Origin of the sequence: Amycolatopsis sp. cmx-11-32, from assembly GCF_047608695.1 — a bacterium.
Lineage (GTDB): Bacteria > Actinomycetota > Actinomycetes > Mycobacteriales > Pseudonocardiaceae > Amycolatopsis.
The window spans coordinates 805,280-830,841 of sequence record NZ_JADNQN010000002.1; the positions used below are offsets into that span (position 1 = coordinate 805,280).

23 protein-coding genes, 1 tRNA gene and 1 pseudogene are annotated in these 25,562 nt (G+C 69.1%); 15 read left to right on the forward strand and 10 right to left on the reverse strand.

From position 1 onward, the window contains the following. Positions 1–19: 19 nt before the first annotated feature. Positions 20–1,330 carry a UDP-glucose dehydrogenase family protein gene (locus tag ACM6LR_RS08570; RefSeq protein WP_414936426.1) on the forward strand — a complete coding sequence of 437 codons (1,311 nt, stop codon included), beginning with the start codon at positions 20–22 and terminating at the stop codon, positions 1,328–1,330. A 119-nt stretch (positions 1,331–1,449) separates the two neighbouring features. Continuing rightward, on the forward strand, positions 1,450–3,213 hold the full coding sequence (locus ACM6LR_RS08575) for a gamma-glutamyltransferase family protein (RefSeq protein ID WP_414943511.1): 1,764 nt from the start codon (positions 1,450–1,452) through the stop codon (positions 3,211–3,213). Between the two features lie 486 nt (positions 3,214–3,699). On the opposite strand, the gene ACM6LR_RS08580 is transcribed toward ACM6LR_RS08575, so the two are convergent. Further along, the gene (locus ACM6LR_RS08580; RefSeq protein WP_414943512.1) at positions 3,700–4,575 is read right to left on the reverse strand and encodes a VOC family protein; all 876 of its coding nucleotides are present in this window, start codon (positions 4,573–4,575) and stop codon (positions 3,700–3,702) included. Continuing rightward, the gene (locus ACM6LR_RS08585) at positions 4,568–5,089 is read right to left on the reverse strand and encodes an RNA polymerase sigma factor (protein ID WP_414936423.1); all 522 of its coding nucleotides are present in this window, start codon (positions 5,087–5,089) and stop codon (positions 4,568–4,570) included. Before ACM6LR_RS08585 ends, ACM6LR_RS08580 begins: the two co-directional genes overlap by 8 nt. A gap of 123 nt (positions 5,090–5,212) precedes the next feature. Here ACM6LR_RS08585 and ACM6LR_RS08590 point away from each other — a divergent pair, with 123 nt between their 5' ends. From ACM6LR_RS08590 to ACM6LR_RS08620, 7 genes and pseudogenes are all read left to right on the forward strand, one after another. Then, positions 5,213–5,506, forward strand: coding sequence for a hypothetical protein (locus ACM6LR_RS08590; RefSeq protein WP_414937136.1), 294 nt, complete (start codon positions 5,213–5,215; stop codon positions 5,504–5,506). Beyond that, positions 5,480–5,683: pseudogene (locus tag ACM6LR_RS08595) on the forward strand (XRE family transcriptional regulator); the annotation flags it as partial. The gene ACM6LR_RS08590 and the pseudogene ACM6LR_RS08595, both read left to right, overlap by 27 nt. A 63-nt stretch (positions 5,684–5,746) precedes the next feature. Further along, a complete protein-coding gene (locus ACM6LR_RS08600; RefSeq protein ID WP_414943513.1) occupies positions 5,747–6,601 on the forward strand; it encodes a hypothetical protein in 855 nt (284 codons plus the stop codon). A 58-nt stretch (positions 6,602–6,659) separates the two neighbouring features. Further along, the gene (locus tag ACM6LR_RS08605) at positions 6,660–7,784 is read left to right on the forward strand and encodes a sensor histidine kinase (protein ID WP_414936421.1); all 1,125 of its coding nucleotides are present in this window, start codon (positions 6,660–6,662) and stop codon (positions 7,782–7,784) included. Continuing rightward, positions 7,781–8,449 carry a response regulator gene (locus ACM6LR_RS08610; RefSeq protein WP_414936420.1) on the forward strand — a complete coding sequence of 223 codons (669 nt, stop codon included), beginning with the start codon at positions 7,781–7,783 and terminating at the stop codon, positions 8,447–8,449. Before ACM6LR_RS08605 ends, ACM6LR_RS08610 begins: the two co-directional genes overlap by 4 nt. A gap of 593 nt (positions 8,450–9,042) precedes the next feature. Then, positions 9,043–9,243 carry a hypothetical protein gene (locus tag ACM6LR_RS08615; protein WP_414936419.1) on the forward strand — a complete coding sequence of 67 codons (201 nt, stop codon included), beginning with the start codon at positions 9,043–9,045 and terminating at the stop codon, positions 9,241–9,243. Beyond that, positions 9,243–9,983 (forward strand): Crp/Fnr family transcriptional regulator, encoded by a 741-nt coding sequence (locus ACM6LR_RS08620; protein WP_414936418.1) that lies wholly within the window; start codon positions 9,243–9,245, stop codon positions 9,981–9,983. The genes ACM6LR_RS08615 and ACM6LR_RS08620 overlap by 1 nt, the downstream gene beginning before the upstream one ends. A gap of 292 nt (positions 9,984–10,275) precedes the next feature. Here ACM6LR_RS08620 and ACM6LR_RS08625 read toward each other — a convergent pair whose 3' ends face one another. From ACM6LR_RS08625 to ACM6LR_RS08650, 6 genes are all read right to left on the reverse strand, one after another. Further along, on the reverse strand, positions 10,276–12,057 hold the full coding sequence (locus ACM6LR_RS08625; RefSeq protein ID WP_414943514.1) for a glycosyltransferase: 1,782 nt from the start codon (positions 12,055–12,057) through the stop codon (positions 10,276–10,278). Then, complete coding sequence (locus ACM6LR_RS08630; RefSeq protein WP_414936416.1) at positions 12,054–12,620, reverse strand: hypothetical protein; 567 nt, start codon at positions 12,618–12,620, stop codon at positions 12,054–12,056. Before ACM6LR_RS08630 ends, ACM6LR_RS08625 begins: the two co-directional genes overlap by 4 nt. Beyond that, positions 12,613–14,535 (reverse strand): glycosyltransferase family 4 protein, encoded by a 1,923-nt coding sequence (locus ACM6LR_RS08635; protein ID WP_414936415.1) that lies wholly within the window; start codon positions 14,533–14,535, stop codon positions 12,613–12,615. The genes ACM6LR_RS08630 and ACM6LR_RS08635 overlap by 8 nt, the downstream gene beginning before the upstream one ends. Continuing rightward, positions 14,532–15,896, reverse strand: a complete 1,365-nt coding sequence (locus ACM6LR_RS08640; protein ID WP_414936414.1) for a class I SAM-dependent methyltransferase — start codon at positions 15,894–15,896, stop codon at positions 14,532–14,534. Before ACM6LR_RS08640 ends, ACM6LR_RS08635 begins: the two co-directional genes overlap by 4 nt. Before the next feature lie 9 nt (positions 15,897–15,905). Next, positions 15,906–17,249: a flagellar basal body-associated protein FliL gene (locus ACM6LR_RS08645; protein ID WP_414936413.1), complete on the reverse strand. Its 1,344-nt coding sequence runs from the start codon at positions 17,247–17,249 to the stop codon at positions 15,906–15,908. Between the two features lie 146 nt (positions 17,250–17,395). Further along, complete coding sequence (locus ACM6LR_RS08650) at positions 17,396–18,565, reverse strand: hypothetical protein (RefSeq protein WP_414936412.1); 1,170 nt, start codon at positions 18,563–18,565, stop codon at positions 17,396–17,398. Positions 18,566–18,953: 388 nt separating this feature from the next. Here ACM6LR_RS08650 and ACM6LR_RS08655 point away from each other — a divergent pair, with 388 nt between their 5' ends. From ACM6LR_RS08655 to ACM6LR_RS08675, 5 genes are all read left to right on the forward strand, one after another. Beyond that, a complete protein-coding gene (locus tag ACM6LR_RS08655) occupies positions 18,954–19,460 on the forward strand; it encodes a hypothetical protein (RefSeq protein ID WP_414943515.1) in 507 nt (168 codons plus the stop codon). A gap of 75 nt (positions 19,461–19,535) precedes the next feature. Beyond that, positions 19,536–20,144 carry a hypothetical protein gene (locus tag ACM6LR_RS08660; protein ID WP_414936410.1) on the forward strand — a complete coding sequence of 203 codons (609 nt, stop codon included), beginning with the start codon at positions 19,536–19,538 and terminating at the stop codon, positions 20,142–20,144. 187 nt (positions 20,145–20,331) lie between these two features. Beyond that, positions 20,332–20,880, forward strand: coding sequence for a DUF2716 domain-containing protein (locus ACM6LR_RS08665; protein ID WP_414936409.1), 549 nt, complete (start codon positions 20,332–20,334; stop codon positions 20,878–20,880). Between the two features lie 10 nt (positions 20,881–20,890). Continuing rightward, a complete protein-coding gene (locus ACM6LR_RS08670) occupies positions 20,891–21,292 on the forward strand; it encodes an immunity 7 family protein (protein ID WP_414936408.1) in 402 nt (133 codons plus the stop codon). A gap of 174 nt (positions 21,293–21,466) precedes the next feature. Continuing rightward, complete coding sequence (locus ACM6LR_RS08675; protein WP_414936407.1) at positions 21,467–21,613, forward strand: hypothetical protein; 147 nt, start codon at positions 21,467–21,469, stop codon at positions 21,611–21,613. Positions 21,614–21,625: 12 nt separating this feature from the next. Here ACM6LR_RS08675 and ACM6LR_RS08680 read toward each other — a convergent pair whose 3' ends face one another. Then, positions 21,626–23,350 carry a hypothetical protein gene (locus ACM6LR_RS08680; protein WP_414943516.1) on the reverse strand — a complete coding sequence of 575 codons (1,725 nt, stop codon included), beginning with the start codon at positions 23,348–23,350 and terminating at the stop codon, positions 21,626–21,628. 317 nt (positions 23,351–23,667) lie between these two features. Then, a tRNA-Gly gene (locus ACM6LR_RS08685) sits at positions 23,668–23,740 on the reverse strand. A 197-nt stretch (positions 23,741–23,937) separates the two neighbouring features. On the opposite strand from ACM6LR_RS08685, the gene ACM6LR_RS08690 reads away from it, so the two are divergent. Continuing rightward, positions 23,938–25,491 (forward strand): sigma-70 family RNA polymerase sigma factor, encoded by a 1,554-nt coding sequence (locus ACM6LR_RS08690; RefSeq protein ID WP_414943517.1) that lies wholly within the window; start codon positions 23,938–23,940, stop codon positions 25,489–25,491. Positions 25,492–25,562 lie beyond the last annotated feature (71 nt).

Below are 25,562 nucleotides of genomic sequence, written 5' to 3' on the forward strand. Positions count from 1 at the left end.
GGCTGTCACCTTCAGCACCATGAGCGCTGCTCGGATCGTGGTGGTGGGGACCGGTTACGTCGGATTGACCACGGGGGCCTGCCTGGCCGGCCTGGGGCATCGAGTCACTTGCGTCGATGTCGACCAGGCGAAGGTCGCAAGGCTCTCCGCCGGACGAGTGGACATCCTGGAGCCGGGACTGTCCGAGCTGGTGTCGAGGGGACTGACCAGCGGAAGACTCGAGTTCGTGGTCGGCGCGCGGAACGCGGTCCGCGACGCGGAGGCCATTTTCCTTTGTGTGCCGACCCCGATGGGCGCGGGCGGTTCGGCGGACCTGCGGGCCGTCGAAGCCGTGACCACCGAGATCGGTGACGTCATTCCGCCGGGTTGTGCGCTGATCACCAAATCAACCGTTCCGGTGGGGACGTCGAAGCGCATCCAGGCGATGCTCGGCCGCACGGACGTGCCGGTCGTGTCGAACCCCGAGTTCCTGCGCGAGGGCACCGCGGTGGAGGACTTCCTCGGCCCGGACCGGATCGTCGTGGGTTCGGACGACGTCGAGGCGGCGCGCTGGGTCGGCGATCTCTACGCCGATCTCGCCGCCCCGGTCGTCATCGCCGACGCGGCCAGCGCGGAACTGGTGAAGTACGCGGCGAACTGCTTCCTCGCGATGAAATTGTCCTATGTGAACTCGATCGCCGAACTGTGCGAACGCCTCGGCGCGGACATCGACCTGGTCACCGAAGGGATGGGCTACGACCGCCGCATCGGCCGCTCGTTCCTCAAGCCCGGCCCCGGCTGGGGCGGTTCTTGCCTGCCGAAGGACACCAGCGCGCTGGTCAAGGTCGCCGAGTCCGTCCAGTACGACTTCACGCTGCTGACCTCGGCGATCGAGGAGAACATCGCGCAGCGGGACCGGATCGTCGCGAAGATCGCCGGCGCCGTCGGCGGCACGCTGGCCGGTTCGCGGATCGGCGTCCTCGGACTGGCGTTCAAGGCCGGGACGAACGACCTGCGTGACTCGCCCGCCCTCGCGGTCGCTTCCGTGCTGGGCGCGCTCGGGGCGGAGCTGACCGCCTACGACCCCGCCGTCGGCGGCCAGATCGCCGGGATGACCGTGGTCGACGACGCGTACCAGGTCGCGAAGGCGGCCGACGCCGTCGTCGTGCTGACGGAGTGGGACGAGTTCAACCGGCTCGACTGGAACTACATGGCCGAGCAGATGGACGGCGACTCGGTCGTCGACACACGCAACCTCCTGGAGCCGCAACGGATCCTGGACGCCGGCCTGTCGTGGCAGGGCGTCGGGCGACCGCGGGCGGCGCTGCGGCGGAAGGTCGCCGTCTCCTGACCCACCTGCCTTCCGGGGGTGTCCTGAAGGACCCTTTCAGGACACCAGGGCAACCTGGGCGGAGCCCTCTTCAACTGCTGGGACTGAAAAAGTAGTTAGCCAAGCGTAGTATCGGCTGGGTGTTCACGACCAGGCCGGAACTGGCCGGCACCCACGGCATGGTGGCATCGACGCATTGGCTGGCCTCGGCCACCGGGATGGCGGTGCTGGAAAACGGCGGCAACGCCTTCGACGCGGCGGTAGCGGCCGGGTTCGTCCTGCAGATCGCCGAGCCGCATCTGTGCGGCCCGGCGGGGCAGGTTCCCGGCATCTTCGTCACCGCGAAGGACCGGACGCCCCGGGTCCTCGCGGGTCAAGGCGTCTCGCCCGCGGCCGCGACACCGGAGCGTTTCGCGGACCTCGGTCTCGATCTGATCCCCGGCAGCGGCCTGCTCCCCGCGACCGTGCCGGGGGCGTGGGACGGCTGGCTACTGCTCCTGCGGGATCACGGCACGAAGTCTTTGCGCGACGTGCTCGGCTACGCGATTTCATATGCGCGCAACGGGATTCCGCTGGTCAGCCGGGTCGGCGACACGATCCGCGCGGTGCGGGACCTGTTCACCGAGCATTGGCCGACGTCGGCGGCGCTGTGGCTCCCCGACGGCGAGCCCGCCCAGGGACCGCACCGCAACCCGGCTCTCGCGGACACCTGGGAGCGGTTGCTCGCCGAGGCCGAGTCGGTCAGCGGCCGCGAGGCACAGATCGACGCCGGACGGCACGCGTGGTCGCAGGGTTTCGTCGCCGAAGCGATCGAGGCGTTCGGCCGGAAGGCTTTCCGCGACGACTCCGGCCGCGATCACGCCGGTCTCCTCACCGGCGAGGACATCGCGGGCTGGGAAGCGACGTACGAAGAGGCGTTGCAGGTCGACTTCGGTGACTGGGGCCTGGTGAAAATGGGCGCCTGGACCCAGGGGCCCGCGTTGCTGCAGCAGGCTCGGCTACTGGACGGCCTGCGTGACGAACTGTCCTATGTGGACGGAATTCCGACGGAACGCACGGTGCACTTGGCCGTCGAGGCGGCGAAACTGGCGTTCGCCGACCGCGAGGCCTGGTACGGGGATTCCCCCGACGTGCCGATCGAATTGCTGATCTCCCGCGAATACGCGGATACCCGCCGCGCCTTGATCACCGAAGAGGCGTCCGCCGGACTCCGGCCGGGTGGGCCCTCGCCGCGACTGCCCGCGATCCTCGAAAAGCTGCGTGGTATCGAATCCGGTTCCGGCGCGACGGGGGAGCCGACGGTCGGGCCGCTGGGTGAGACCCGGGGCGACACCGTGCACATCGACGTCGTCGACGCGGCGGGGAACATGATCTCGGTGACACCGTCGGGTGGCTGGCTGCAGTCGAGTCCGACGATTCCGGAACTCGGTTTCTGTCTCGACTCCCGTGGGCAGATGTTCTGGCTGGAACAGGGCCTGCCGAACTCGCTGGCGCCGCGGAAACGGCCACGTATCACGCTTTCGCCGTCGATGGGCCTGCGCGACGGCGAGCCGGTGCTGGCGTTCGGGACGCCCGGCGGGGACCAGCAGGACCAGTGGCAGCTGTGTTTCTGGCTGGCGCACACCCTCGGTGGGCTGAACCTGCAGGAGTCGATCGACTCGCCAGCGTGGCATACGACCGCGTTCCCGAGTTCGTTCTATCCGCGCTCGTGGACACCGCGGGAACTCGTGGTCGAGTCGCGGCTCGGCCAGTCCACAATGGACGCTCTGGCCGCACGTGGACACGCTGTCGTCGATGCCGGACCTTGGGCGCTGGGACGACTTTCGGCCGTTTCGCGTTCCGGCGGAGTTCTCCGCGCCGCCGCCAACGCGCGGGGGATGCAGGGCTACGCCGCCGGTCGCTGACCTGCCCGGATCGTGCCGTGAAGGCCTCCTTCCCTACCCTCAAAGTCAGGGTCCCGGCAAAGTCGCAGAGCTGCTGGTCAGCGCTGCTGTTGGTAATCAGGACTTGGCATCGCTAGTGCCTGCGAGGGCCGAGCGGGGAGGATTTGGGACGTTGAACGTTCGAAATCTTCCCCCGCTCGGCGTGTGCCGAGGGCATGTCTTCCTGAACCCTTGTCGATCAAGCTCCGCAACCGGTGACCTCGCGACGATGTAGGAATCGGGACACTCATCGTCCCAATTCCTACATCGTCAGCCTCACGCAGCGACGAATAACCGCCTGACCTGCAAAACCTCGACTTCGCCGGGACCCTGAACCCCCAGTCCCAGTTGTCCACAATGCCTTCCACCTGTGGACAACTCGCCTCAGCCCCACTTCCCGTCCCCCATCGGCGATAGACTGGCTTTGGGGTCGCCCCCCTGGGACGGGTGGGGGCTGGGGTGGTGACTTTAAGAGCGCGGCTGTTCCCAGAGCCAGAATTCGATGCCCTGGTCGTCCGTGCAGTCGGCGCTCAGGCCGTAGGGCTGCTGTTCGGTTTCGCCTGCCTGGCCACCCTGAGCCCGGACACGGTCGAGGGCGGCGGCCAGGTCGTCGACGGCGTACATGACCTTCCAGCCCACCTGCCGTCCTGGGCCGCCCCAAAGCCCGCCTTGCAGGCCGGAACCTTCGACGCCCCAACCACCTTCGACCCGTCCGGGGGAGAACTGCCAGCCGAGGACGGCGCCGTAGAACGCCTTCGCGCGTGCGTCGTCCGGGACCTGGAAGGTGAAGTAGCCCGCTTCGCCGTGCCGGATCGGCGCCGCACCGGACGAAGAACGCGGAGCGGCTTGCGCCACCAGCCACCGCTGCCCGTACGGATCCTTGATCGTCCCGCTCAGCCCATGGCTTTCGTCCGAGACGGTACGTTCCAGTTCCCCGCCCAGTTCAACGGCCCGCCGCGCGGCCGCGTGCACGTCCGGCACCTCGACCCGGATCAGCGGGCCACCGGCGGCCGCCACCACATTGCCCAGTTCGGGGAACTCCTCCGCGAGCATCAGCACGCTGTCCCCGATGGCCAGTTCCGCGTGCCCGACCCGGCCGTCCTCCATCACGATCGGCTCGGCCCGGCGCCGCGCCCCGAACACCTCCACGTAGAAGTCGAGCGCGGCGCGGGCGTCGGTCACCACCAGGTACGGCGTCAGGGAACGTGGTTCCGCCAGTGTTTCGGTCATCTCGGCTCCGTTCAAGACGGCGCGACGCAGGTTGTCGCGCAGTTCGGCGGCGAAGAGCGGGTCGGGATCGACACGCTGTGAGGGCGCGCGAAGCGCGTCGAACGGATCAGGCATCGCGACCCTCCTTCTCCTGATAAGCACGCCGGAACGCGGCACGGGCCCGCACGAGCAACGCCTCGGTGGCGTGCACCGTGCGCCCCAGATGGACGGCGACCTCCGGTACCGGGAGGCCGTCGACATAGCGAAGCGTCAACGCGGCTCGGTGGTGCGCCCCGAGCGACGCGAGCACTTCGCGCGCCAGGAGCGCGTCCAGCCGCTCGTCCCAAGGATCGGTGTGGACCTCTTCCTCGTGGACGAGCCGTAGCCCGCGTTCCTCGCGTTCCTTACGTCGCCAGTGATCGGCGAGCTTGTGCCGGGCGACGCCGATCAGCCACCCGGTGCTCACCGCAGGCGCGTATTCCTTGCGACAGGCCCTCACCGCGCCGAGGAAAGTCTCCGACGTCAGTTCCTCGGCGAGGGTGCGATCACCGCACCGGGACAGCAGGTACCCGTAGACCTCCGGCAACGCCGTCTCGTACAGCGACAGCAGCGCGAAGGCCGGGTCCCGATGCACCCGTGGTTCCGTCACATCCCCATCGTCGCTCGGCGAGCCACAACTCCGACGGGTGAAATCGAACTTTCTCAGCCCCGCGGATCGGGCAGCCGTCGCGCCACCGTGATCACACCGACCGTCAGCACCGCCTGAATCCCGATGACCAGGGCGAACGCGCCCTTCATCCCGAGCGGGCCCGCGCCGACGGAGGCGGACAACGTCCCCAACGTCGCCACGCCCAGTGCCATCGCCGCCTGCTGCGACGTCGTCCGCATCCCGCTGCCGACCCCGGCGATCTCCGGCGGCACCTTCGGGGAGGACGATCCGGAACACCGTCCTCATCGCGAGGCCCTGACCGAGACCGCACAGCAGCATCCCCGGCGCGGAATCGAGCACGCCGAGGTCCGCCCACTCCAGCAGCACGGTGAGTCCGAAGTCTTCGAGCGGATGTGAAAGGAGCACGACGTCTCCACCGAAAGAATTGTGCTCGAGTAGCACCTGCATCCGGATGTCGGCCTGCTGCGGTTCGAGTTCTCCTACCTGTACTTCGGACGGCGTTCGGAGATTTCGCCGGCGACGCGCACCCCGGCGGACGAGGAAACCGCGGCGAAACTGCCCAGCTCCTTCTGAGGAGGGAGGCGAACCAGGCTCGCGGGGGATTCTTTCCGCGGCGTGAAAGCCGACGCTGAGGACATGACCGCAGCAGTCGCCGCCCCCAAGATCTCCAGTGCCCGCCTGATCATCTGCTACGCCGCGATCCTGGGCACGCTTCCGTATCTGACGCTCAAGGCGTCCTGGGTCACGGGAGGCGGCCTCGGCCTCCGCGATCCGTCCTTTGTGGACTCCGAGCTGATGCTCTTCGCGAACCTGCTCACCGGCGGGATGGACGTCGTCGCGGTGGTGCTCGCGCTGGCGTTCACCTACTCCTGGGGCCGCCGGATCCCCGCGCCGCTCGTGCTGTTCCCGATCTGGATCGGCACCGGCCTGCTCGCGCCGATCGTGCTGAACCTCCCGGTGATCGTCACCGAGCTGGCGCACGCGCAACTGGCCGAGATGCCACTGGAGAACTGGGTCTGGGCCGTCGTCTACGGCGGTTTCGCTTGGCAAGGCATCCTGCTGCTGACCGCGTTCGTGCTCTACGCCCGCGATCGCTGGTGGTTCGTCGTCACCGGCACCGTGCGGCCGGGCACGATCGGTGTGGCGGGCGGACTCGGCATCGCCGCCGCGCTCGTTTCCGCGATCGGCCACGGGAGCTGGGCGTTCGGCTCCGGCGGCTTGTCGGCTCGCGGCCAGGACGTCGTGGTCGCTTTGCTCAGTGTGTTCGCCACGGTGGCCTTGGCTTCGGTGTCGCGTGGACGGTTCTGGCCGCGGCTGGTGCTGGTGTGGACCGGCGCCGGGGTGATGGCGGGCTCGGGGGCCTGGGGCCTGTTCAGCGCGTTCGGCATGGGTTCGCCCGGGCTGGGGCGGGTGCTCGTGCTGGCGGTGCAGGTGATCGGTGGGGTGCTGATGATGACGTCGGTCCTGCGCCGGCTACCGCACGCGGCGTAGCCGAGAAGCCGCTTTTCAACGGACGCGGTACGCCTCGACCCCAGGTAGTTTTCGTCCTGTGCTGCTGAAAGAACGGTATCCGTGGAGTCACTGGGTGGGCCGTGTGCTGCGCGTGGTGCTGCCGCTGGGGTTCGTCCTCGGCGCCACGAGCAGTGCCGCCCGCTGGCAACCGGGCGCGCAGGCGCTGACCACGTTCGGCGCCCTCTGGCTGGTCGCGATCGCGCTGCCGTTGCTGCTCGTCCACCGGTTCCCGATGCCGATCTTCCTGCTCACCTCGGCGCTGACACTGGGCTACTACGCCTCCGGCAACCCCGGCGGTCCGGCGATCGTGCTGCCGACGATCGCGTTGTTCGTGCTCACCAAGGTCCGCGGGCCGCTCGTCGCCGGGATCACCGGCGGATCGCTGCTCGTGGCCGCCGGCGTCGCGTTGTTCGTCCGGCACGGATTCGATTCCTTCGACGCGCGGGCCGGGCTGGGTGTCGTGTGGGTGATCGCGGTCGTCGGGATCGGGACGGCGGTGCGCAACGGGCTGGCCGCGGCGCGGGCCCGGCGCGAGCAGGCCGACGAGCACCGGCACCGGATGGCCGAGCAGGAGCGGCTCACCATCGCCCGCGAGGTGCACGACGTCGTCGCGCACAGCCTCGCGATGATCAACGTCCAGGCCGGGGTCGCCGCGCACGTCGCGGACCGGCGTCCCGAGCAGGCGAAAGAAGCGTTGCTGAACATCAAGGAGGCGAGCGCTTCGGCGCTGAAGGACCTTCGTGCGACGCTGGCCGTGCTGCGTTCCGGCGAGGACAAGGCGCCCGCGCCGAGCCTGGCCCAGGCCGGCGAGCTGTTCGAGCACGCGCGGGCCGCCGGGCTGGAGGTCCGCGTCGACGGCGAACCGGGTGAGCTGCCCGCCCCCGTCGACGGTGCCGCGTACCGGATCCTGCAGGAATCGCTGACGAACGTGGTCCGCCACGCGAACCAGGCGCGCGGCGTCGATATCGGATTCGAGCGGAAAACCGGTGCGCTGACGCTGCTCGTCCGCGACGATGGCCGTGGCGCCGTCGAACCCGCGCCCGGGAACGGCCTGCGCGGGATGTCCGAACGGGCGGCGGCGCTGGGTGGCGCGCTCACGACGACCGTGGTGGATGGCGGGTTCCAGGTTCGCGTGGTTTTACCGATCGAGGGGGAACGATGACGATCCGGGTGGTCCTCGCCGACGACCAGGCGCTGGTGCGCGCCGGTTTCCGGTTGTTGCTGGAGACCGAAGACGGCTTCGAGGTCCTTGCCGAGGCGGGTGACGGTGAACAGGCCGTCGCGGCCGCCGTCGAGCACCAGCCGGACATCGTGGTGATGGACGTCCGGATGCCCGGCGTCGACGGGCTCGAAGCGACCCGCAGGATCACCGCGAACCCCGAGCTGGCCGGAGTGAAGGTTCTGGTCCTGACCACTTTCGACGTCGACGAGTACGTCTACGAGGCGTTGCGCGCCGGCGCGAGCGGGTTCCTGCTGAAGGACACCGACCCGGTGGAACTGCTGCGGGCGCTGAAGGTGGTCGCCGCGGGCGAGGCGTTGCTGGCGCCGACCGTGACCCGGCGGCTGATCGCGGAGTTCGTCGACCGGCCGGAGAACCGCCGCATCGACGTGAGCGCCGTCCGCGAGATCACCGACCGCGAACGTGAGGTCCTCGGCCTGGTCGCGGGCGGTATGTCGAACGACGAGATCGCCGCGCATCTGGTGATCTCGACGGCCACCGCGCGCACGCACGTCAGCCGCATCATGACCAAGATCGGGGCGCGTGACCGGGCGCAGCTGGTGGTGCTGGCCTACGAGTCCGGCCTGGTCAGCCCCCGTCGCGCCTGATCGCAGCTCCTCGCCGCGCGTTATCCGGCCAGGGTGGGATTCCCCCAAAAAGCTGAGATTGCCGAAGTTCCTTTCGGATCACTGGGCGTGATCGAAGACGACGGATCGTTGACCCTCCGTTAAATGACCGCCGATCGCCTCCTGGGGTCGGTGAGCCTCGCGAGGTCGTGCATCTGCACGTGCATCAAGGTCTCCGATTCATCCTCGCGTCGACCTGGGGAAACCTCGGACTCGGCAACGCCGCCGATTATTCCCGGTGGACAAGTCTCAATGATATGTCCGTACTGCTAACCCTGATTTCCCACTGTTTTCGGCCGTGATCCGCGAAAACTGACGGCTTTCTCGTGTACGGTCCGTGATTTTCCTCGTCGGTCATACCCGAAACGACTGTCACTTTCCGTTGCGAAATGGACGAATGGGGGCTCCCTGTAAGGGTGCCGCGGGTAGCGCGTTGCTTTCTCGCAATGCCGCTGAGCACTAGTCTTCGAAGGTGTGGCCGTGCGATTGCGTCACCTACTGGACGTGATTCTCACCCGGCCGGGCAAGAACTTGAAAAAGCTTCAAGAACGCTTTCTTCTCACTGGGAGTCACTATTGGCGTCGAATACTTCTGATCCCCTGCTGGTGATCACCGCGGGCGTCGTCGTTCTCGCCTACATCGTTTTCGCCGCGATCCTGACCCGGCTCCTGCTCGCCGGGAAAGTCGCCCAGCCCGCCAGGGTCATCGGCGCGGTGACGGCCTTGGTGGCGGGTCTTCCGGCCATCCTCTACGCGTTCGCGGCGGTGGTGGGCTGATGAGCCGGTCCTTCCTGGAGACGATCACCGACCGGCAGCGGCGTCGGCTGATCGACCTCGGCAGATACGTCGACCACGCGGCGGGCACGAACCTGGCGAATCAGGCGGATCCGGCCCCACCGGTGCTCGTCGTGCAGTCGGGCTTCGTGAAAGTGCTGCGTACGGCACAGGGCGACACTTCGCCGATGATCGTCGACCTGCTCGGCACCGGTGACCTTCTCGGCATCGAGGACTGCCTTGTCGGCCGTTCGAGCCACCTCGCCTACGTCGCCACGAAGCCGGCCCGCGTGCTCGAAGTCCCGCAGAAGACCTTTCGCGGCTTTCTTCACGACAACAAGCAGGCGATGGGCGCGGCCGCCGAGGTCCTGGCCTTCCGGGCACGGCGCCGTGACGTCGCGCTGGGCTTCGCGCCGGCCAAGGTCCGGAGCAGGCTGACGGCGTTCCTGGCTCGCCTGCAGGTGGTCTACGGAATCCCCGCAGAAGACCACGTCGTCATCGACGTGGGGTTGAACCACGCGGATATCGCGTCCGCGATCGGGGCGTCCCCCGCTTCGGTGCACTCTGAGATGGTGAAACTCAAGAACGAGGGCTATCTGACGACGGGGTACAAGACGATTCACGTCAAGAAACAACTACGGGAAGACGGTCCACCGCTTTTCCCGGTGAATCGCCCGGCCGGCGGGGCCCATGCGCGGCAGATTCCACAACTGCGGCTGGGACGGCGGGCGGCCGTGGGATGAACGGGGCTTTCCTCGCGAAATCCGAGATTGAAGCCCCGTTCATCCCACTCGTGCGCCGCGGGAGCGGGCTAACGGTCCGAAAGCGGTCAGCCGCGCTTCAGCTGAAGCGCGAGCCGTATGACGAATACGACGGCCAGCGCGGCGACCAGGGCGATTTCCCAGGCCATGCGGCTCCTCCTCGTCCAGCATCGAACGCTCCGATGCTCTGCTCATAAGGCGCGTCACCGGGGGAGGACGTTCACCGACACGGCCTAAACTCACTCGAACGGACGAAGATCGCGCCCTGGAGGAGCTACAGAGCGCTGTCCACCGCCGCCCACACCCGATGCGGGTCGACGTCCATCGGCCGCGAGTCCGGATCCGGCCGCAGCCGCCGCAGCAGCACCTGCTGCACCAGCGCCGTCGGCCGCGACGCGGCGGCCACCCGCCGCCAGAACAGGTGGTCTTCCAAACCCTCGAACAGGACCTCGGAGTTCCACCCGCCGAACTCGTCGATCAGCGACCGCCGCACCAGATACCCGCTGCCGAGGTACGGCAGCGTCCGCAGGCGCCGCTCCTCCGGCGGCAGCGCGCCGACCAGGCCGTCCACCGGATCCGCGACCGGGCAGTGCACGACGTCGGCACCTTCCGAGGCGGCGAGCAGCCGTTCCAGCAGGAACTCCGAAGCGCGCATCCCGCCGTCGAGCACCAGCAGCCACGACGCCGTCGAACGTTCCAGCAGCGAGTTCCGGGTGAGCCCGCGGCCGAGCGGGGTGCCGTGCAGCAGGACGTCGTACGGGCGCGGGCGCGGCCACGGGTGCACGCCGTCCTCGCCGACGAGTACCTTCCGCGGCGCCACGCCACCGTTGAGCAGGTCGTTCGCCAGCTCGTCCGGGTCGGCTTCGCCGGTCCGGCGCACGATCAGCACGTCGACATCGGCGGAGCCCGCCAAGGAGGCCGTCGCGGGCTCCCAGCGCCGCGAAGCGACCCGCCGCGCCCCCTCGACCTGACGCCTGAGCCGCGCCGAAGCCACCAGGCCTTCAGGGGAGGCGGTGCCCCGCACCGAACGATCCCCGGCGAAGCGCACGTCGAATGACGAGGTGTCGATCGCGAGTGCGTTCGCCGGGCTGCGCAGGGTCGACGCGAGCCGCCGTGCCGAGGCGACGTCCGTCTGCGGCGCCGCGGTGGCGCCGCGGACGAGCGATGAAGCCACTTCGATCAGCATCCGGGCCGATGGCCCCATGTCTAGTGAACGCACGAAGTCATACGCCGCCGCTCGGAGACGGCGTTCGCGTCCGGGTTCCGCGGCCAGCGCCGCCGCGACGGTGCCCAGTGACTCCGCCCGCGCGATCACCAGGTGTTCGCCGGGGACCAGCGGCTCGATGTCGGCCGAAGTCTCGCTGATCACCACACAGCCGTTGGTCATCGCTTCGAGGGTGCGGACCCATTCCAGGGTCTGCTTCCGCTCCCGATGCAGGTTCAGCAGGAACCGGGACCGGGCGAGGTGCTCGAACTTCGCCTTGCCGGGCAGGAAATCGACGCGAGCGGTGGTCATCGGTTCGTGCGGTGGGGTCAGCAGCCGCGTCCGCAGCCCGGCGAGGTCACGCGCGTACGAGCCGAGCAGTGCCGACCGGCGGCGTTCGGCCGTGCCAAGGTACGTCACGTCGAGGTCGCGAGGGCTGTCGAGGTCGCCGCCCCACAGATCCCACAGCGGGGTGTAGCCGAGTTGGAAGTGCTCGACCCGCACCCCGCGCCGTCGCAGTTCGGCGGTGGCGTCGGCGTGGATGTCGACCGCGGCGCCCAGCGCGCGGACGAGCGAGACGGTGCGTTCGAACGTCGAGGTGCCGGGATGTTCCACACAGAACCCGATGGTCCGGTGGCACTGTTCGGCGGTGGGGAAGTCGGCGTCCGGGGAGATGACGAAGTACTCGTGCGGGACGACGACGTAGACGGTGTCCGGGCCGGCCTCCGGGTACTTGCCGACGGCCGTCCGAGCCTGCCCACCCGCCGAACGTACCGCGTCGGCGACCACTTCGAGCAGCTCCTCCATGAAGGACGAGCCGCCCTCGGCGGAGACGAAACAGAGGTCGGTCACGGCCGGTTCATCCTCCTGCGCACCAGCCGCAGCGGCGCGGTGACCCGCCAGCTGACGGTCCGGCGCGTCGCGTCGAGTTCACCCGCCATCTCGGCGGCCACCCGTTCCGCGGTCAGCATGCGCTGCCGGTCCGCGGACGGTTCGCCACCGGGCAGGATGTCCGCCTCGACGACCCCCGCGGACAGCACGAGTTCGGCGTCGAGCAAGGCGAGCCGTAGTCTGTCGCGTTCTTCGCGAGCCGCCAGGAGTTCCGCGCGCATCGAGTCACGCTGATGCCGGGCGAAGAGCACATCGCCCGCCAACGCCGTCGTCCTCGCGTTCGCGATGTCGAGCTCTTCCCGTAGCGCGGCCGCTTGCCCTTCCGACTCGGCGAGCTCCGCGCGCAGCGAAGTGACCGCCGCGGCGTCGGCGGTCGCTTCGCGCAGTTCCTGCTCCGTACCGGTCAGCTTCGCTTTCAATCTGTCCTGTTCGGCGGTGAACATCTGCCGTTCGGCCCGCAAGCGGGTCAGTTCGGCCTGTACGCGGCCGGGCAGGCCGGTGAACTCGGATTCTTCGTCAGGCACGGTCGCCCCCCGCACTGTTGCGCCCGCTGTGGGCGAGATCGGTCAGGATTTCGGAGTATTCCCGTGCGTAGCCTGCCGGATCGAGCCACGGCAGGAGTTTCTCGTACGCGGCTTCGGCCATTTCTCGTCGTCGAGCCGGAGGTGTTTCCAGCGCCCGAAGCAACGTCGCCGTCAAGGCGTCGACATCGTTGGTTTCGAACAACCAGCCGGATTCCCCGTCGACGAGCATCTCCCGCGCGCCGAACACATCGGTCGCCGCGACCGGGACTCCGCAGCTGACGGCTTCGAGGATCGACCGTGGCAGTGATTCGACGTCCGAGTTGTTGACGAAGAGGTCGGCCGCGTGGAGCCAGCGCATCGGGTCCGGCTGGATCGGCACCAGCTCGACGGCCCTCCCGAGCCCGGCCCGCTCGACCGTCCGCTCCATGGCCAGCCCGTACGGGGTCGGGTGCAGGCCGATGACGCTGAGCTTCACCTCGGGGTGGACGCGGCGGATCCGCCGCATCGCCGACAGCAGTGGTGCCTGGCCCTTGCGTGGCTCCGTGATCCCGACGTTCACCAGCACCACGTCGTCCGGCGAGTAGCCGAGGTCGGAGCGTGCCTTGCGCCGGGTCTCGGCCGGAGTCCTTCCGCCAAGCGTCCACATCGGGGTTCCGTAGCGGACCGTCCGGCACCGTTCCGGCTTGCTGTAGGGAAGGAACATCTCCCGCGTCGAGTCGGCCACGAACAGCAGCTTGTCGGTCTCGGCGAGAGTGGACTCCCAGCGTCGCCAGACCGCGGGTGGCGGTTTGTCCGGGCCCCAGTTGTGAAAGGCGAAGGTGGGCAAGGAGAAACTCTCGTGGATCACCCACGCGGTCGGGAGCCCGGCGCGGTTGGCCGCGTCCGCGGCGGCGAAACCACCGAGGGTGTTGACCAGCGCCACGCCCGCACCGGACAACTTGGCGAAACGGGCCAGTTCGGCGACGTGACCTTCGTACTCGGGGACCGACGACGTGCGGTAGTGCGTCGTGACGTGGACCGGGACACCGAGTTCGCGGCACTCCGCGCGCAGCGGGCCGTCCACCGCGGTCACCACGTCGGCCCGCCAGCCATGGTCTCGGACGAGCCTGCCGAGCAGTTCCTGCAGCCACAGCTGTCCGCCGCCGACGGCGAGACTGTGCGTGAACACCAGTGCGTGGCGCGGATCCGCCGGCACCGTGGTCCTGGCCAGCACTCGAGCGGTTTCCGTGGCCAGCTCCTCGGCGAGCACGGCTTCGTCGGGATCCGCCTCCGCGTGCCGCAGAGTGAAGGTGTGCCGGGGAGAGACGTGTTCGCCGACCCCTTCGGTGCGGAACCGGATCCGGAGGGAGAGCGTCCGCTCGGTGCCCTCGGGCAGGTCGACCGGGACCCACGCCTCGAACCCGCTCACCCCGGCGTCGGCGAAACCGGGCAGTGCCGCGTGCACGTCCTCGCGGGGGAGACGGGTGCGGGCACGCACGGTGCCGCCGCCTTCGACCTGCACCTCGATCAAGCTCGGCGCCTGCCCCTGCAGGAGTGCCCAGCCGGAGACGTACGCGACGTGGGCATCGGTGACCTGACCCGCCCTGGGGGTGGTGATCTCCCCGATCCACAACGGTTCCTCACCGGGCAGCGTTCCGATGTGGACGCTGGCCGTGGACAGGACGCGCTGGCCGGGGCCGTAGACGACCGCTTCCCGCCGCCCGGCGGGAAGCCACCCGTGCGGCACCGCTCTCCAGCCGAACGCGCCGGCGGGCGCGTCCGGGCAGTCCTCCGGAACCACGGTCGTGGGCACCCCGGCGACGCTCACGGACATCTCGTCGGCGCTGCCGACGCCGGTGGTCCAGCCGCGGAGCTCGTACCGATGCCCGACCGGCCGGCCCGGGGTCACGATACCGGCGGTGTAGAGGCTCGTCATGGCTTCGCTTCCTTGTTCTCGTCGCTGAGGCGACCGTACTCGGCGGCTTCCGCGTCTGGCCGGTCTTCGGCGGAATGGACCGTTCGCTCCAGTCGCGCGTGCCAGATGTCCGAAATCGCCGCGCGGATCTCGGCGGTGCCGTGCACGGCACCGCACGAACCGATCGTCGCGAAGTCGATCTCGCGCTCGACCGCACTGTCCACAAAGGAGGGATCGAGACCGGCGAGCACGCCGAGCCAGCCGGCCAGTTCCCGCGTGGTCCCGCCGTCCGCCGCTCCCCGCCAGTCCGCCGAGGCGAGTTTGTCGGCCAGCACCAGTACTCCGCGTTCGGTCACCTCGGCGACACCCGCGCCGGTGTGCCGCCATTCGAGGTCGATCGGGTGCAGGGTCTCGCCGTCGACGACGACGTTGTGCGGCACGAGGTCCCACAGCGCCCGCACCCCCCGCGCCGCCTCGGCGCGCAGCAAGTCGCGCCAGGCGGGCAGCAGGTCGCCCGCCCGTTCCGGTGCGGCCAGCAGGACCTCGAGGATCGTGGAGGCGTCGTACACCGGATCCGTCCACGGGCCGACGGAAATCCCGGCGACGGCCGTCGAAGGACGCAGCGGCACCCGCCGCACCTCGGCCCCGCCCGACGTCCGGACGATGTCGGCCCGCGTGCAGGCGAACGCGGCGCGTTCGGTGGTGTTGAAGTAGGTCGCGAGCCGGTCGGACGGCCACAGTGCGCCCGCACCAGGACCGGCGAGGAGCAGCAGACCCTGGCCGGGACCGTCCGCGATCGCCGCGGCCAGCCGTGGCGCTTCGGCGTCGAGCCTCGCCGACCGCACCGAGCGGGCGATCTCGTGTCCAGGCGAGCAGAGGAGTTCCCGGGTGACGTCCAGCCCGGCGTCCGCGAGCGTGTTCACGACCGCTCGGGAGCGGGTCGTCACCACCACGGCGCCGTGGGGCGACAGCCGCCGCCGCACGGACTCCAGAAGGGTTCTGGTCGCGTACGGCTGGGCGACGACCACCAAGTCGTACTCGGTACCGCTCGGCAACTTCCGCGGATCGTCGGTGGACACCTCGACGGTGCGCAGTTCACCGGTCCGCGCCCGGACCGCTTCCGCGCGGCCTTCGTCCGGCTCGATCGCGTGCACGACCTCGGCCTGCTCGCCCAAATACCTCGTGAGCGCCCCATAGCCGGCGCCGATCTCGAGCACCCGGGCGTCGCAGGGCAGGGTGAGCGCCCGGAGCACGTTCGCCGCACCGTGGTCGAGCGGCGCGCGGTCGGCGAGATCCCGGCAGGCGAAGTGCAGTTCGTCGCTGAGGGAATCCAGGTCCTCGGCGAGCGAAAGGACCGTCGAGAGCAGCCGGTCGACCCCCATCTGCCCCACTCAGTTCGTGGCGGGGAAGTTTTCCAGCAGGCCTTGCTTCACCGCACGCTGGTAAGTGCCGCTCAGGGCGGCCTCGCCGGGTCCGCCGCCGAGCGGGTTCTGCAGGATGTCCACCCGGATGATGTTGTTGCCGGAGACCCAGGTGCCGCGGTAGTCGCCGCTGTCGCCCTCGACCTTCTTGTGGAAGTTCACCTTGGTCGGGATGCCGGGCAGCACCGTGTCGGTGATGTGCACGAACCCGTGGCTGTTCTGGTACTGCCGAAGCTTGCTCACCAGGTCCTGCGCGCTGCCCGGGTTGCTCAGCGGGATGATCGTGATCGAGATCTTGGCCTTCTGCGGTCCGGCCTCGTCCGGCTGCTTCTCCGAGCCCCGGTAGATGACCTCCTTGACCCCTTCGGCCGTGACGAGGTCGATCTCGCCTTGTTCCATCCCGGTGATCGAAGCGGCCTCGGCGAGTTTGAGCACACCGCTCTTGGGGTCCGCGGTACCCGACTGCTCAGGGATCCTCTCCAGCAGCTTCTCCTGCGGGGTGAGCTGTTTCGTGGAGGACGGCGGCGCCTGTGACTGGCTCTGTGGCGGAGTGGCCGGGTCATCCGCCTGCGGATCGCCGCCGCCGGAGAAGAACGCGAAGTAGCCACCGACGCCGAGACCGGCGAGCACGAGCACGGCGACGATCGCGATGATGGCGACCTTCTTGCCCTTGCCGCGAGGCTTGTCGTCGAAGAGTTCGGGGCCCTGCTTGACCCATTCCGTGCTGCCGACCGGGGAGATCGGCGGGAAGTCCGAGCCGCCCCAGGGCGGTGCGGGGTCCGCTTCGGGCGCGTTCCAGCCTTGCTGGGGCTGCTGGTGCTGATAGCCGTGCTGCTGGGGGAAACCACCTGCCGGCGACTGCTGACCCTGCTGAGGGAAGCCGACGGCGGGGGACGGCTGGCCCTGCTGGGGGAAACCACCGGGCGCCGAGGTCGTGGGAGGGACCACCTGCGTGCGGTTCGGGTCGGTGGTCGGCTGCTGGGCCTGCTGCTGTTGCCAGGACGGGACGACCTGCGTGCGCTCGGCGCCGTCGCCGCCCTGCGGCGGGTTCACCGGAGCGATGATCTGCGTCGAATCGGCCGAGGCCTGGCCGGGCTGCTGCGGGGGCTGACCGTGCTGCGTGGCGGGCGGCGGCTGCTGGCCTGCGGGCGGTGGCTGCTGGCCGGGCTGCTGGACCTGCTGCTGCGGAGCGTCACCGTAGGCGACCGCTGAAGACAGCACCTGGTCGCGGCGGATCCGGTAGTCGTCCGCCGAGAGGCGGCCGGATGCGAGCTCCTCGTCCAGATTCCGCAGCTCTTCCTGCCAGGACACCACCAGCCCCCTTTTCGTTGATGGCCGGGCTCGCGGAAAAGGCCCGGTCGTCGCGATACCACCACTGCGGTGACGTCGCACATTCTGCACTGCCCGGCGCCGGGGCGCTCTCGCGGGTCGAATCGTGATCTGCCGGCGATCCGGGCAGCTCAGCCCGCCGGGAGGACGTCGCCCAGCGCGGCGGCCGTCTTCTCCAGACGGTCGTCGAGTGCCTTCGAATCGCCACCGAGCGGCTGGGACACCCAAGCCGTCACGGCCATCGTGCCGGACGCGTACCCGAACCCGCTGAGCTGGCCGTTCTTGTTGGCGCCGACGAGCGCGAGCCGGTCACCGACGCGTTGTTCGCGCATTCCGGCGTTGATCGAGTTCTGCCGGAAGTACTTGACGACCGCGTCCGCGTCCTTCGCGTCGTTCGTCGGGATCACCAGGACGAGATAGCCCTTCACACCGTCGGACGAGCCCTTGTAGGTGACCGAGGTGACCCCTTTGGCCAGCATGAAGTCGGCCGCGGCCTGGGAGTAGAGCTTCAGCTCGGCACCCTTGGCGACCGACATCGTGGAGTTCTCCTTCGACGGCGTCCCCGGCAACGCGGGAAGCCGGTCTTCCACCGGTGTCCGCGTGCTGTCCGGCCGTTCGCTCGGCACGAGCCCGGAGAGCCCACCCGGCGGCTGGGCCGTCTCGGGCGGCGTGCCGGCGACGTTCGAAGACGACGAACCGAGCCACAGGGTCCCGCCGATGATCAGTACCAGCACGACGAGCACACCGGCGCCGAGGAAAAGCCACACCGGCTTCTCCTTGCCGGCGACCGTGTAATCCTCGGCGGGAGCGCTGTGCTGAGGGCGGGGCTCGGGCGTCAGCGGCGGGAGCGGCCGGTTCGGCTCCGCGGTGGCCCGCTTGCGCTGGACCTGCGTTGGCGGCTCCGCGCGCAGATAGACCGTCGGATTGATGTCGGCGGGCGAAGGCGCCGTGGTCTTGTGGTCCGCGATGTGGGGGATGGACTGCCTGTCCCGCTTCTCGTCGCGTGACCGGTACGGGGGCGGCTCGGTGGCGATCGGCTCGGTCTTCCGCTCCGGCGGGGGCGTCTGCCGCGGCAGGGGCGCCGGGACCGTGGCCGTCGGCAGTTCGATCGGCCGTGCGGCGGGGTTGGTGCTGTGCCACGGTCCGGACTGATGACGCAACGGTGAGGCGACCGGCGACGGCATTGTCCCACCGGACGCCTCCGCGAGGAGTTCGTCGCGCCTCTTGCGGTGTTCGGTGTGCCCGATGCGGCCCGAGGCCAGCTCGACATCCAGCTGTCGAAGCTCGTCCTGCCAGCTCATATAGCCCCCTGCCGCCGGGTGTGGGCCGTCAGTGTTGCATGACCCGGACGGGTGGTTGATGTTGGTCTTTTCCCATTCTTACGTCCGTCCGTGCCTAGGTCCAGCACCGCCCGGACGCGACATCGTGGACCGGAAGGTCCCGGCAAAGTCGAGGTCTTGCGGGTCAGGCGTTATTCGTCGTTGTGTGAGGCTGACGGTGAAGGGATGAACCCCGGCACGAGCGATGTCAAGTCCGGACTACCACCAGCGACGCAGAGCGGCAGCTCCGCGACTTTGCCGAGATCCTGGGCCCTGAAAGGCAGGCAAAGAGGCCTTCACGACCAGGTGAACGCGTGCACGGGCGACCCACCCCTCCCGGCGGTACGGTGGCGGACGTGGGAAGTGCCGGGTGACGGAAATCGACGCGTGTCGCAGCGCGCTGCGCGAGCTGGCCATCGGCAGGCTCGCCGGACGCGACGTCCGCACGTCCCACCTGGTCGAGGCCGGTCTGGACGCGATCGTCGCCGGGCTCGACGTGCCCTCTCTCGCCTTGCTCGCCGGGCTCGAGTCCTCCGGCGAAGACGCCGTCGACAACGCGCTCGGCCAGGTCGTCGGCGAACTCGGTCTCGAACTGCCCACCGACCCGACGGCCGCGCGCTGGCTGCTGATCCGCGGCTGGCTCACCGCCATGGTCGAGGGCGACTTGTCACCCGCGGCCGGTGGCGCGCTGGTCAGCGAGGTCGGCGAGCTGCTCGGGTCGCCGGCGTCGCTGCGCGGGATCGCGCGCTGGTCGGCGATGCTCGACAACTGGATCCCCACCGATCTCACCCCGCGTGACGTCTGCGAGGTGCCGATCCTCGAGGAAGCGGCGGAGTTGCTCGAAGGTCCTTGGCCTCCTCGCCGGAGTCACCCGTAAGGCGCCGGTTTTTGTCGTACATGTGTTCTAAAATCGACGTTGTACAGCAGGAACAGCGGCGAAAGGCAGACACGGATGGCCTACATCACCCTGCCCACGTTCGTGGGGTACAGCACGAGTTCGGGTCCCGCACGTTCCTCGTTCGTCCGGCGGTGGCGCCGTCAGTACGAGGACCCGGCCCGGGGCGGGTTCAACTTCTACCTCCGCGCCGCGAACGCGATCCGGGCCGGGCGGATCTCCGGGCGGGATCGCGAAGCGATGCGTGCCCTCATCGAGAACGCGGATGAGCGCACGCGGCCGCATTACACCGAGATCGCCGACGGCTGGCTGCGCTATTTGGGGCGGCGCGACCTGCGGCTGGCCGAGGTCGGCCGGTCGCGCTGGCGGCTCGGCGCGCTCGAAGTGGGCATCAACCCGCACCTCGGCCTGCGCAAGGCCGACGGCCCGGTCTACGCGACCTGGCTCTACTTCAAGGAGGAACCGTTGAGCCGCGACGCGGCGCAGATGGTGCTGTGGCTACTGGAGCAGACCATGGACGAGCTGCGTCCCGGCGGGCGTCCGCTGGTGATCGATGTCCGGCGTTCGAAGGAGTTCGCGTTGTCACCGCGCGATCGCGACAGGGTGCGGCCGTGGGTGCGGAGTGAGGCGTCGGCCTTCATGAGCCTTTGGGAGGCGGCCGCATGATCGAACGACGGCGAGCCCGCGTCCGGCGGGCTCGCCGTTCACGCACCGTCATTCTCACGGTTCCGGCGGCGGCACAAGACACCTGATCAGGTGACAGTTTCACGGAGTATGCCTACAAGCTGGACAACTTGGGCCCCGAACACGAAGCTTTCCCAGTCTTAATCGGCCGAACCACCGAGGGTCGCTCGTGAACAACGCATGGGAAGCCGTCTCCAGGGTCGCGGATGAGCCCGCGTGGTACTGGGTCTACGACAAGCTCGCGTTCTGGCCGAGTACCTATTCGCACGCTTGGCCGGGCTTCCGTGAACCCGCGCCGTCCGTCGCGTGGGACCTCGCGCCCGGTGGACTCGACCGGTCTTCGGCCGAATTCCGGCTCGGCCCGTACGCCGTCGAGCAGAACGACGTCGCCCGTGTCGCGTTGTCGGCGTTGAAGGACTGCGTCGCCGAGGACGAGTGGGTATGGGTGTTGCACTGGCAGCATCAGTCGTATCGCTTCTACCCGCATCGTCACGCCGCGCTCGACCCGTGGCCGGTTCCGGTGTTCCCGCGTACGGACTACCACCTGTTCCTGGCGAACGACTTCCGCTTCGGCACACTCGGGCACCCGTGGGAGCGAACCTTGTGCGTCTACGGCGAGAAACTGGCGCCCGCCTTCGAGCGGCACGGCGAGCGAGTTTTCAAGAACGTGCTGCGGCGCGATGGGGCGCCGGCGGTGATGGCGGCCGGACCTGCCTAAACTCAGGCGGGTGTTCGAATACCACGGGTGGGTGACCATCCAAGCGAGCCCTTCCGGCGACGATGACGCGGCGCTGCTCGAGCGCATCGTCGAACGGGTGCACCGCGCCGTCCGCGATTTCGCCGACGGTGATCTGGTGGACCTGCGCTGGGCCGCCGGGGTGCCGGTGCTGCATCTGGGCGGTATGGACAAGCACGGCACGGTGATCGGGACCGAGCTGGTGGACCTGTTCACCCGCGTCGGCGACCTCGCGCCGGGTTCGTACGGTCTCCTGCACGTCTGGGACGACCAGGATCCCGCGCACGACAACGAGTTCCAGGTGTACCGGATGGCGCGTGGCCTGGTCGCCGAACGCGGCGACGACCACCTCTCCCCGGTCGCGCCGACCGTGATGGACGGCTACGAGATCTGATCGCGACACCTTCTTGAGTAGCCGTACTCAAGACATCGGGCGGCCGTCGGTGGACCTTGGTTTGTATGACGAAAAACCCCACTCCTCGGCGCCTCCGACCACCGTCGCGTTCTTTGTCCAGGCGGCCCTTTCCTTCGGCCTGGCCCTGGTCGCCGTCATCGCGGGCCTCTCGGCATGCTGTTCCTGACGACGTCGGCGTTCACCCTCGCCAAATGCGTCCGTGACCGGCAGGACGAGAACGCCGTCGTCAGCAGAGTCGACCAGGCACGGGTCGACAAGCTCCTGTCCGAGCACGACCCCTTCAAGGTGCCCGCGCCCTGAGCGGGCGGAATCTCAGGGCTTGCCGTCGGTCTGCGCCCCCAGCCGGTAGAGCTCGCCCTCGCGGCTCACGAACACGAGACCGTCCTCGAGTCCCGGTCGTGCCACGGCCTCCCAGCCGGCGCGGCCGGTGATGGGGCCGAACTCCGTCGAGACGTCGCGGCGTGGCAAGCCGACCGCGCCGCCTCCGGCGACCGTGCCGGAGCCATCGGTGACCACCACACAGTCGGCCTGTTCGCCGCCGACGAAGGACCAGCCGGTGAGGGTGGTGTCGCCGGTGACAGCGGGGCTCTCGATGAATCCGGCCGTCCGATCGCCACCCTTCGGTATCGCCGCGGTGATCACCGGGACCGAGGCCACGTCGATCCGGGAGCCGAGTTCCGGTCCGCCCTCGCCACAGCCGAGCGTGAAGTCGGACGTGAAGGGGTAGATACCGAGTCGCCGGTACTTGTCGAGGTTCTCCGGGTAGCCGTTCATCTTCTTGACGACCGCGGTGGCGCCGGTCTGCATGGCGACCGCGAGGACGGGCTGGCCGGGGTAACCCTTCCGGACGATGTGGGCGCTCGTCGACCCGACGGCGTACGTGCTGAGCCCGACGACGAGTGCGATGGGCACGAGGTAGCGCTGGACGCGTCCTTGTGCTCGCATCGCCAGGAGGACAAGGAGCGCGCCGACGGCGAGCAGGCCGATGATCGAGTAGCGGGCGGAGAGGCCTTCGACGTTGCTGAACCGCCCTCGGCCGAGCCCGATCAGCACGGCGGCCAGTGCCATGTGGACGCCCAAGCCGACCCAGCCGGAGCTGTTGCCCGCCTGCGGGGTCGACGCCGTGCCCCGTCGCTTGACCGCGTCCACGACGGTGAGTCCGATGGCCACGAGCATGGCGACGCCGGTGACCATGGCGGTGTCGGCCGCCGATGCCGCCCAGGTGCGGCCGAGGACGGTCACGATCGAACCGAAGTAGGTGTCCACACCCAGGATGGCGGGGGGCGCGCCTACCTCGACCCTGGTGGCCAGCCGCCACAAGAGCAGGACACCGAGGCCGAGCACCAAGGGAAGCAGGACCCGCCACGGCCGGTCCCGCCGGAGCCACGCGATCAGGCCGAGCGCGATCCAGACCGGGAAGGCGGAGCCGTGGCCGAGGCAGGCGATGAGCGCCAGGAGCATGGCGGGCACGGTGCGGCCGCGGTGGGCGAACGCGATGGCCACGACGGCGGGTGCGATGCCGACGAACCACTGGATCCCCATCCAGCCCGCGCCGAAGTAGTCCATCCCGGCCGAGGAGAAGACCAGCAGGGAAAGCGCGGCCAGGACGGCGAGACGGGGGAGGCCGGTGAGCTTCTCGGGGAGCATGCTCCACAGGGCGGCGTAGGTGACCAGAGCCAGCAGCACCGTGGCGACACCGAGGGTCCAGTTGGCGCCGGCGAAGAGCTTCGCGTCGACCCAAAAGGTCATCGCGACGGTGATGATCGGGTGCTCGTTGTACAGCCTCCCGAAGGTCGACGGGTCGAGCGAGCCGTTCGCGTCGGTGGTGAGGCTGAGGGCGTGCCAGAAGTCCCAGTAGTTGAGCCTCGGTGACCTCAGGGCTTCGGCGAGCGCGAGCACGATGGGGGTGACAAGGAGGGCCCACAGCGACACGGTGCCGAGGCCGGGCAGCCGGGACAGCCTGGTCCCGGTGGTTCGCGGACGTCGCGAGGCGGGCTCGAGGGTGGCGGTGTCGCCACCCGACGTGCTCTCGCTCATGCTTGTTCCCCCAGGCTCGAAGATCCGGCCCACAAGCTACCGAATGCCCAGGTGACGACCGCGGCCAGCGGGCCGACATATGCACGAATCCGAATTACTACGGTCGTGTGACCCCGCTCACCGAACCTGTAGCACTTAGTAACCAAAAGAGCCACGAAGAACATAGGGGGAAAACGAAGAAGACCACGTGCTCCGTACCCACCCCGAAAAGGTGAGAGACAAGCGACGTGGGGGTCCGGGGGGCTCGGCCCCCTCCGGGAATTATGGCGAGCAGGCCTGGGTCCAGGCTTTTTCTGGACACACTGCGCCCGCATGCGAGCGGATGACGGGATTCGAACCCGCGACCCTCACCTTGGCAAGGTGATGCGCTACCAGCTGCGCTACATCCGCATGTCTTGCGCTGCTTCAGCACTCGTTTGAAGCAGTGGAACAACCATACACGGACCGTCTGTAGCCGTTTTTACCCACCCCGACACGTGCTTCGGTGTCACGCCTGGCGTACAAGGGGTGACGACGGCTGCATACCTCCGTATGGTGTCCCCATTCGACCGAATGGTGAGTCCTTCGGGGAGGAGGTGCCTGGCCGGATGACCGAGCAGGGCACAGTGCCGCTTCAGGCGGTCTCGGAATCCGACGAGCAGGCATTGCTCCAGCGGCTCCGCCAAGGGGAGGACGCCGCTTTCGGGGAGCTTTTCGAGCTTCACGCCGCCGCGGTGCGGCGACTGGCGCGCAGTCTGGCCTCCGATCGTTCGGAGGCGGAGGACATCACGGCCGAAACCTTCTTCCGGGTGCTTCAGGCGCTGCGCCGGGGCGCGGGGCCGCGGGACTATGTCCGGGCGTATCTGCTGACGGTGGCTCGCCGGGTCTCGTGGGAGTGGCACGGCGCGCGTCGTGACGTGCCGGTGAGCGACGACGAGCTGACTTTCCGGGCCGGGGCGGGGACGGACACGCATGCCCGTACGGCCGAGCATTCGCTGATCACGACCGCTTTCACGAGTTTGCCGGAGCGCTGGCGTTCGGTGTTGTGGCAGACGGAGGTCGAGGGTGAGCAGCCCTCGATGGTCGCGCCGCATTTCGGGCTGAGCGCGAACGCGACGGCGGCGTTGGCGCGCCGGGCGCGGCAGGGGCTGCGGGCGGCGTATCTGCAGGCGCATCTGTCGGTGAACCGCGGGCCGGATTCGTGCCGGGCGGTGGTGGAGAAGCTCGGCGGGTTCACCGCGGGCAGTGTCACCGGTGCCGAGGCTCGCCGGATCAAGGCTCATCTGATCGGGTGCCAGTCCTGCCGTGCCACGCATGACGAGCTGCGTGACGTCTGTTCTTCGCTGCGGGCGCACGCCGGTGTGGTGGCCCTGCTGGTGCCGGGGGCGGCCGGGATCTACGCGAGCGGGTCGTCCGGGGCATTGTCCGGGGTGGCCGCGTCGGTCAAGGGAATCCTGCTCGGGTCGAAGGTCAAGGTCGGTCTGGCGGTGGCCTCGACGGCCGCCGCGGGCGCGGCCGGGCTCGTCGCGGGTCCGGCCGTGTTCGGCACCGACGTCACGCACACCATCGGGTTGCCCGGTGGCGGGCTGCCGGAGCTGACGCTGCTGCCGGCGCAGGTCGCCCCGCCGGGCCAGGGCAGGCCGGTGGAGATTCCGCCGCAGCGGATCGCCGAGGACCAGCTGCACGGCAAGGGGCCCCAGTCCATCGAGACCGGGCGGGGCCCGGCGGCGGAACTCGGCGTCGCCGACCTGCCGAGCCTGCCCGGTGCGGGCAAGTCGAGGAAGGAATTCGGCGGCGACGACATTCAGCAGCCGCGACCGCAGCCGCAGCCTCAGCCAGGCCTGGTTCCGTCACAGGAGGAGACCTCGCCGCGTAACGAGGTCCCGGAAACCGGCTCGAACCAGACCACCACGAAGCGGGACGACCTCCCGCCGTCCGGGGGGTCGCTGAGTCCGACGACGACCACCCCGCGGGAGTCCACGGAGCCGAACAACGCGCCGGAGTCGACCACTGGCCGGGAAGGGGCCACTTCGCCGGTGATCGGCAACCCTGAGGGGACGACCGAGACGCCTTCCGACGAGCCGTCGGAGGACGAGCAGAGCCCGGTGAAGCCCACTTCCCACTATCCGGAACCACGCGTCGACCACCCGACGTGCCCGTAACGCGCGAGAGGGGCAGATCGCCTTCGAACTCTCGCGAATTTCGCCGTGGTCACGGTACGGTGGAGCTCGCT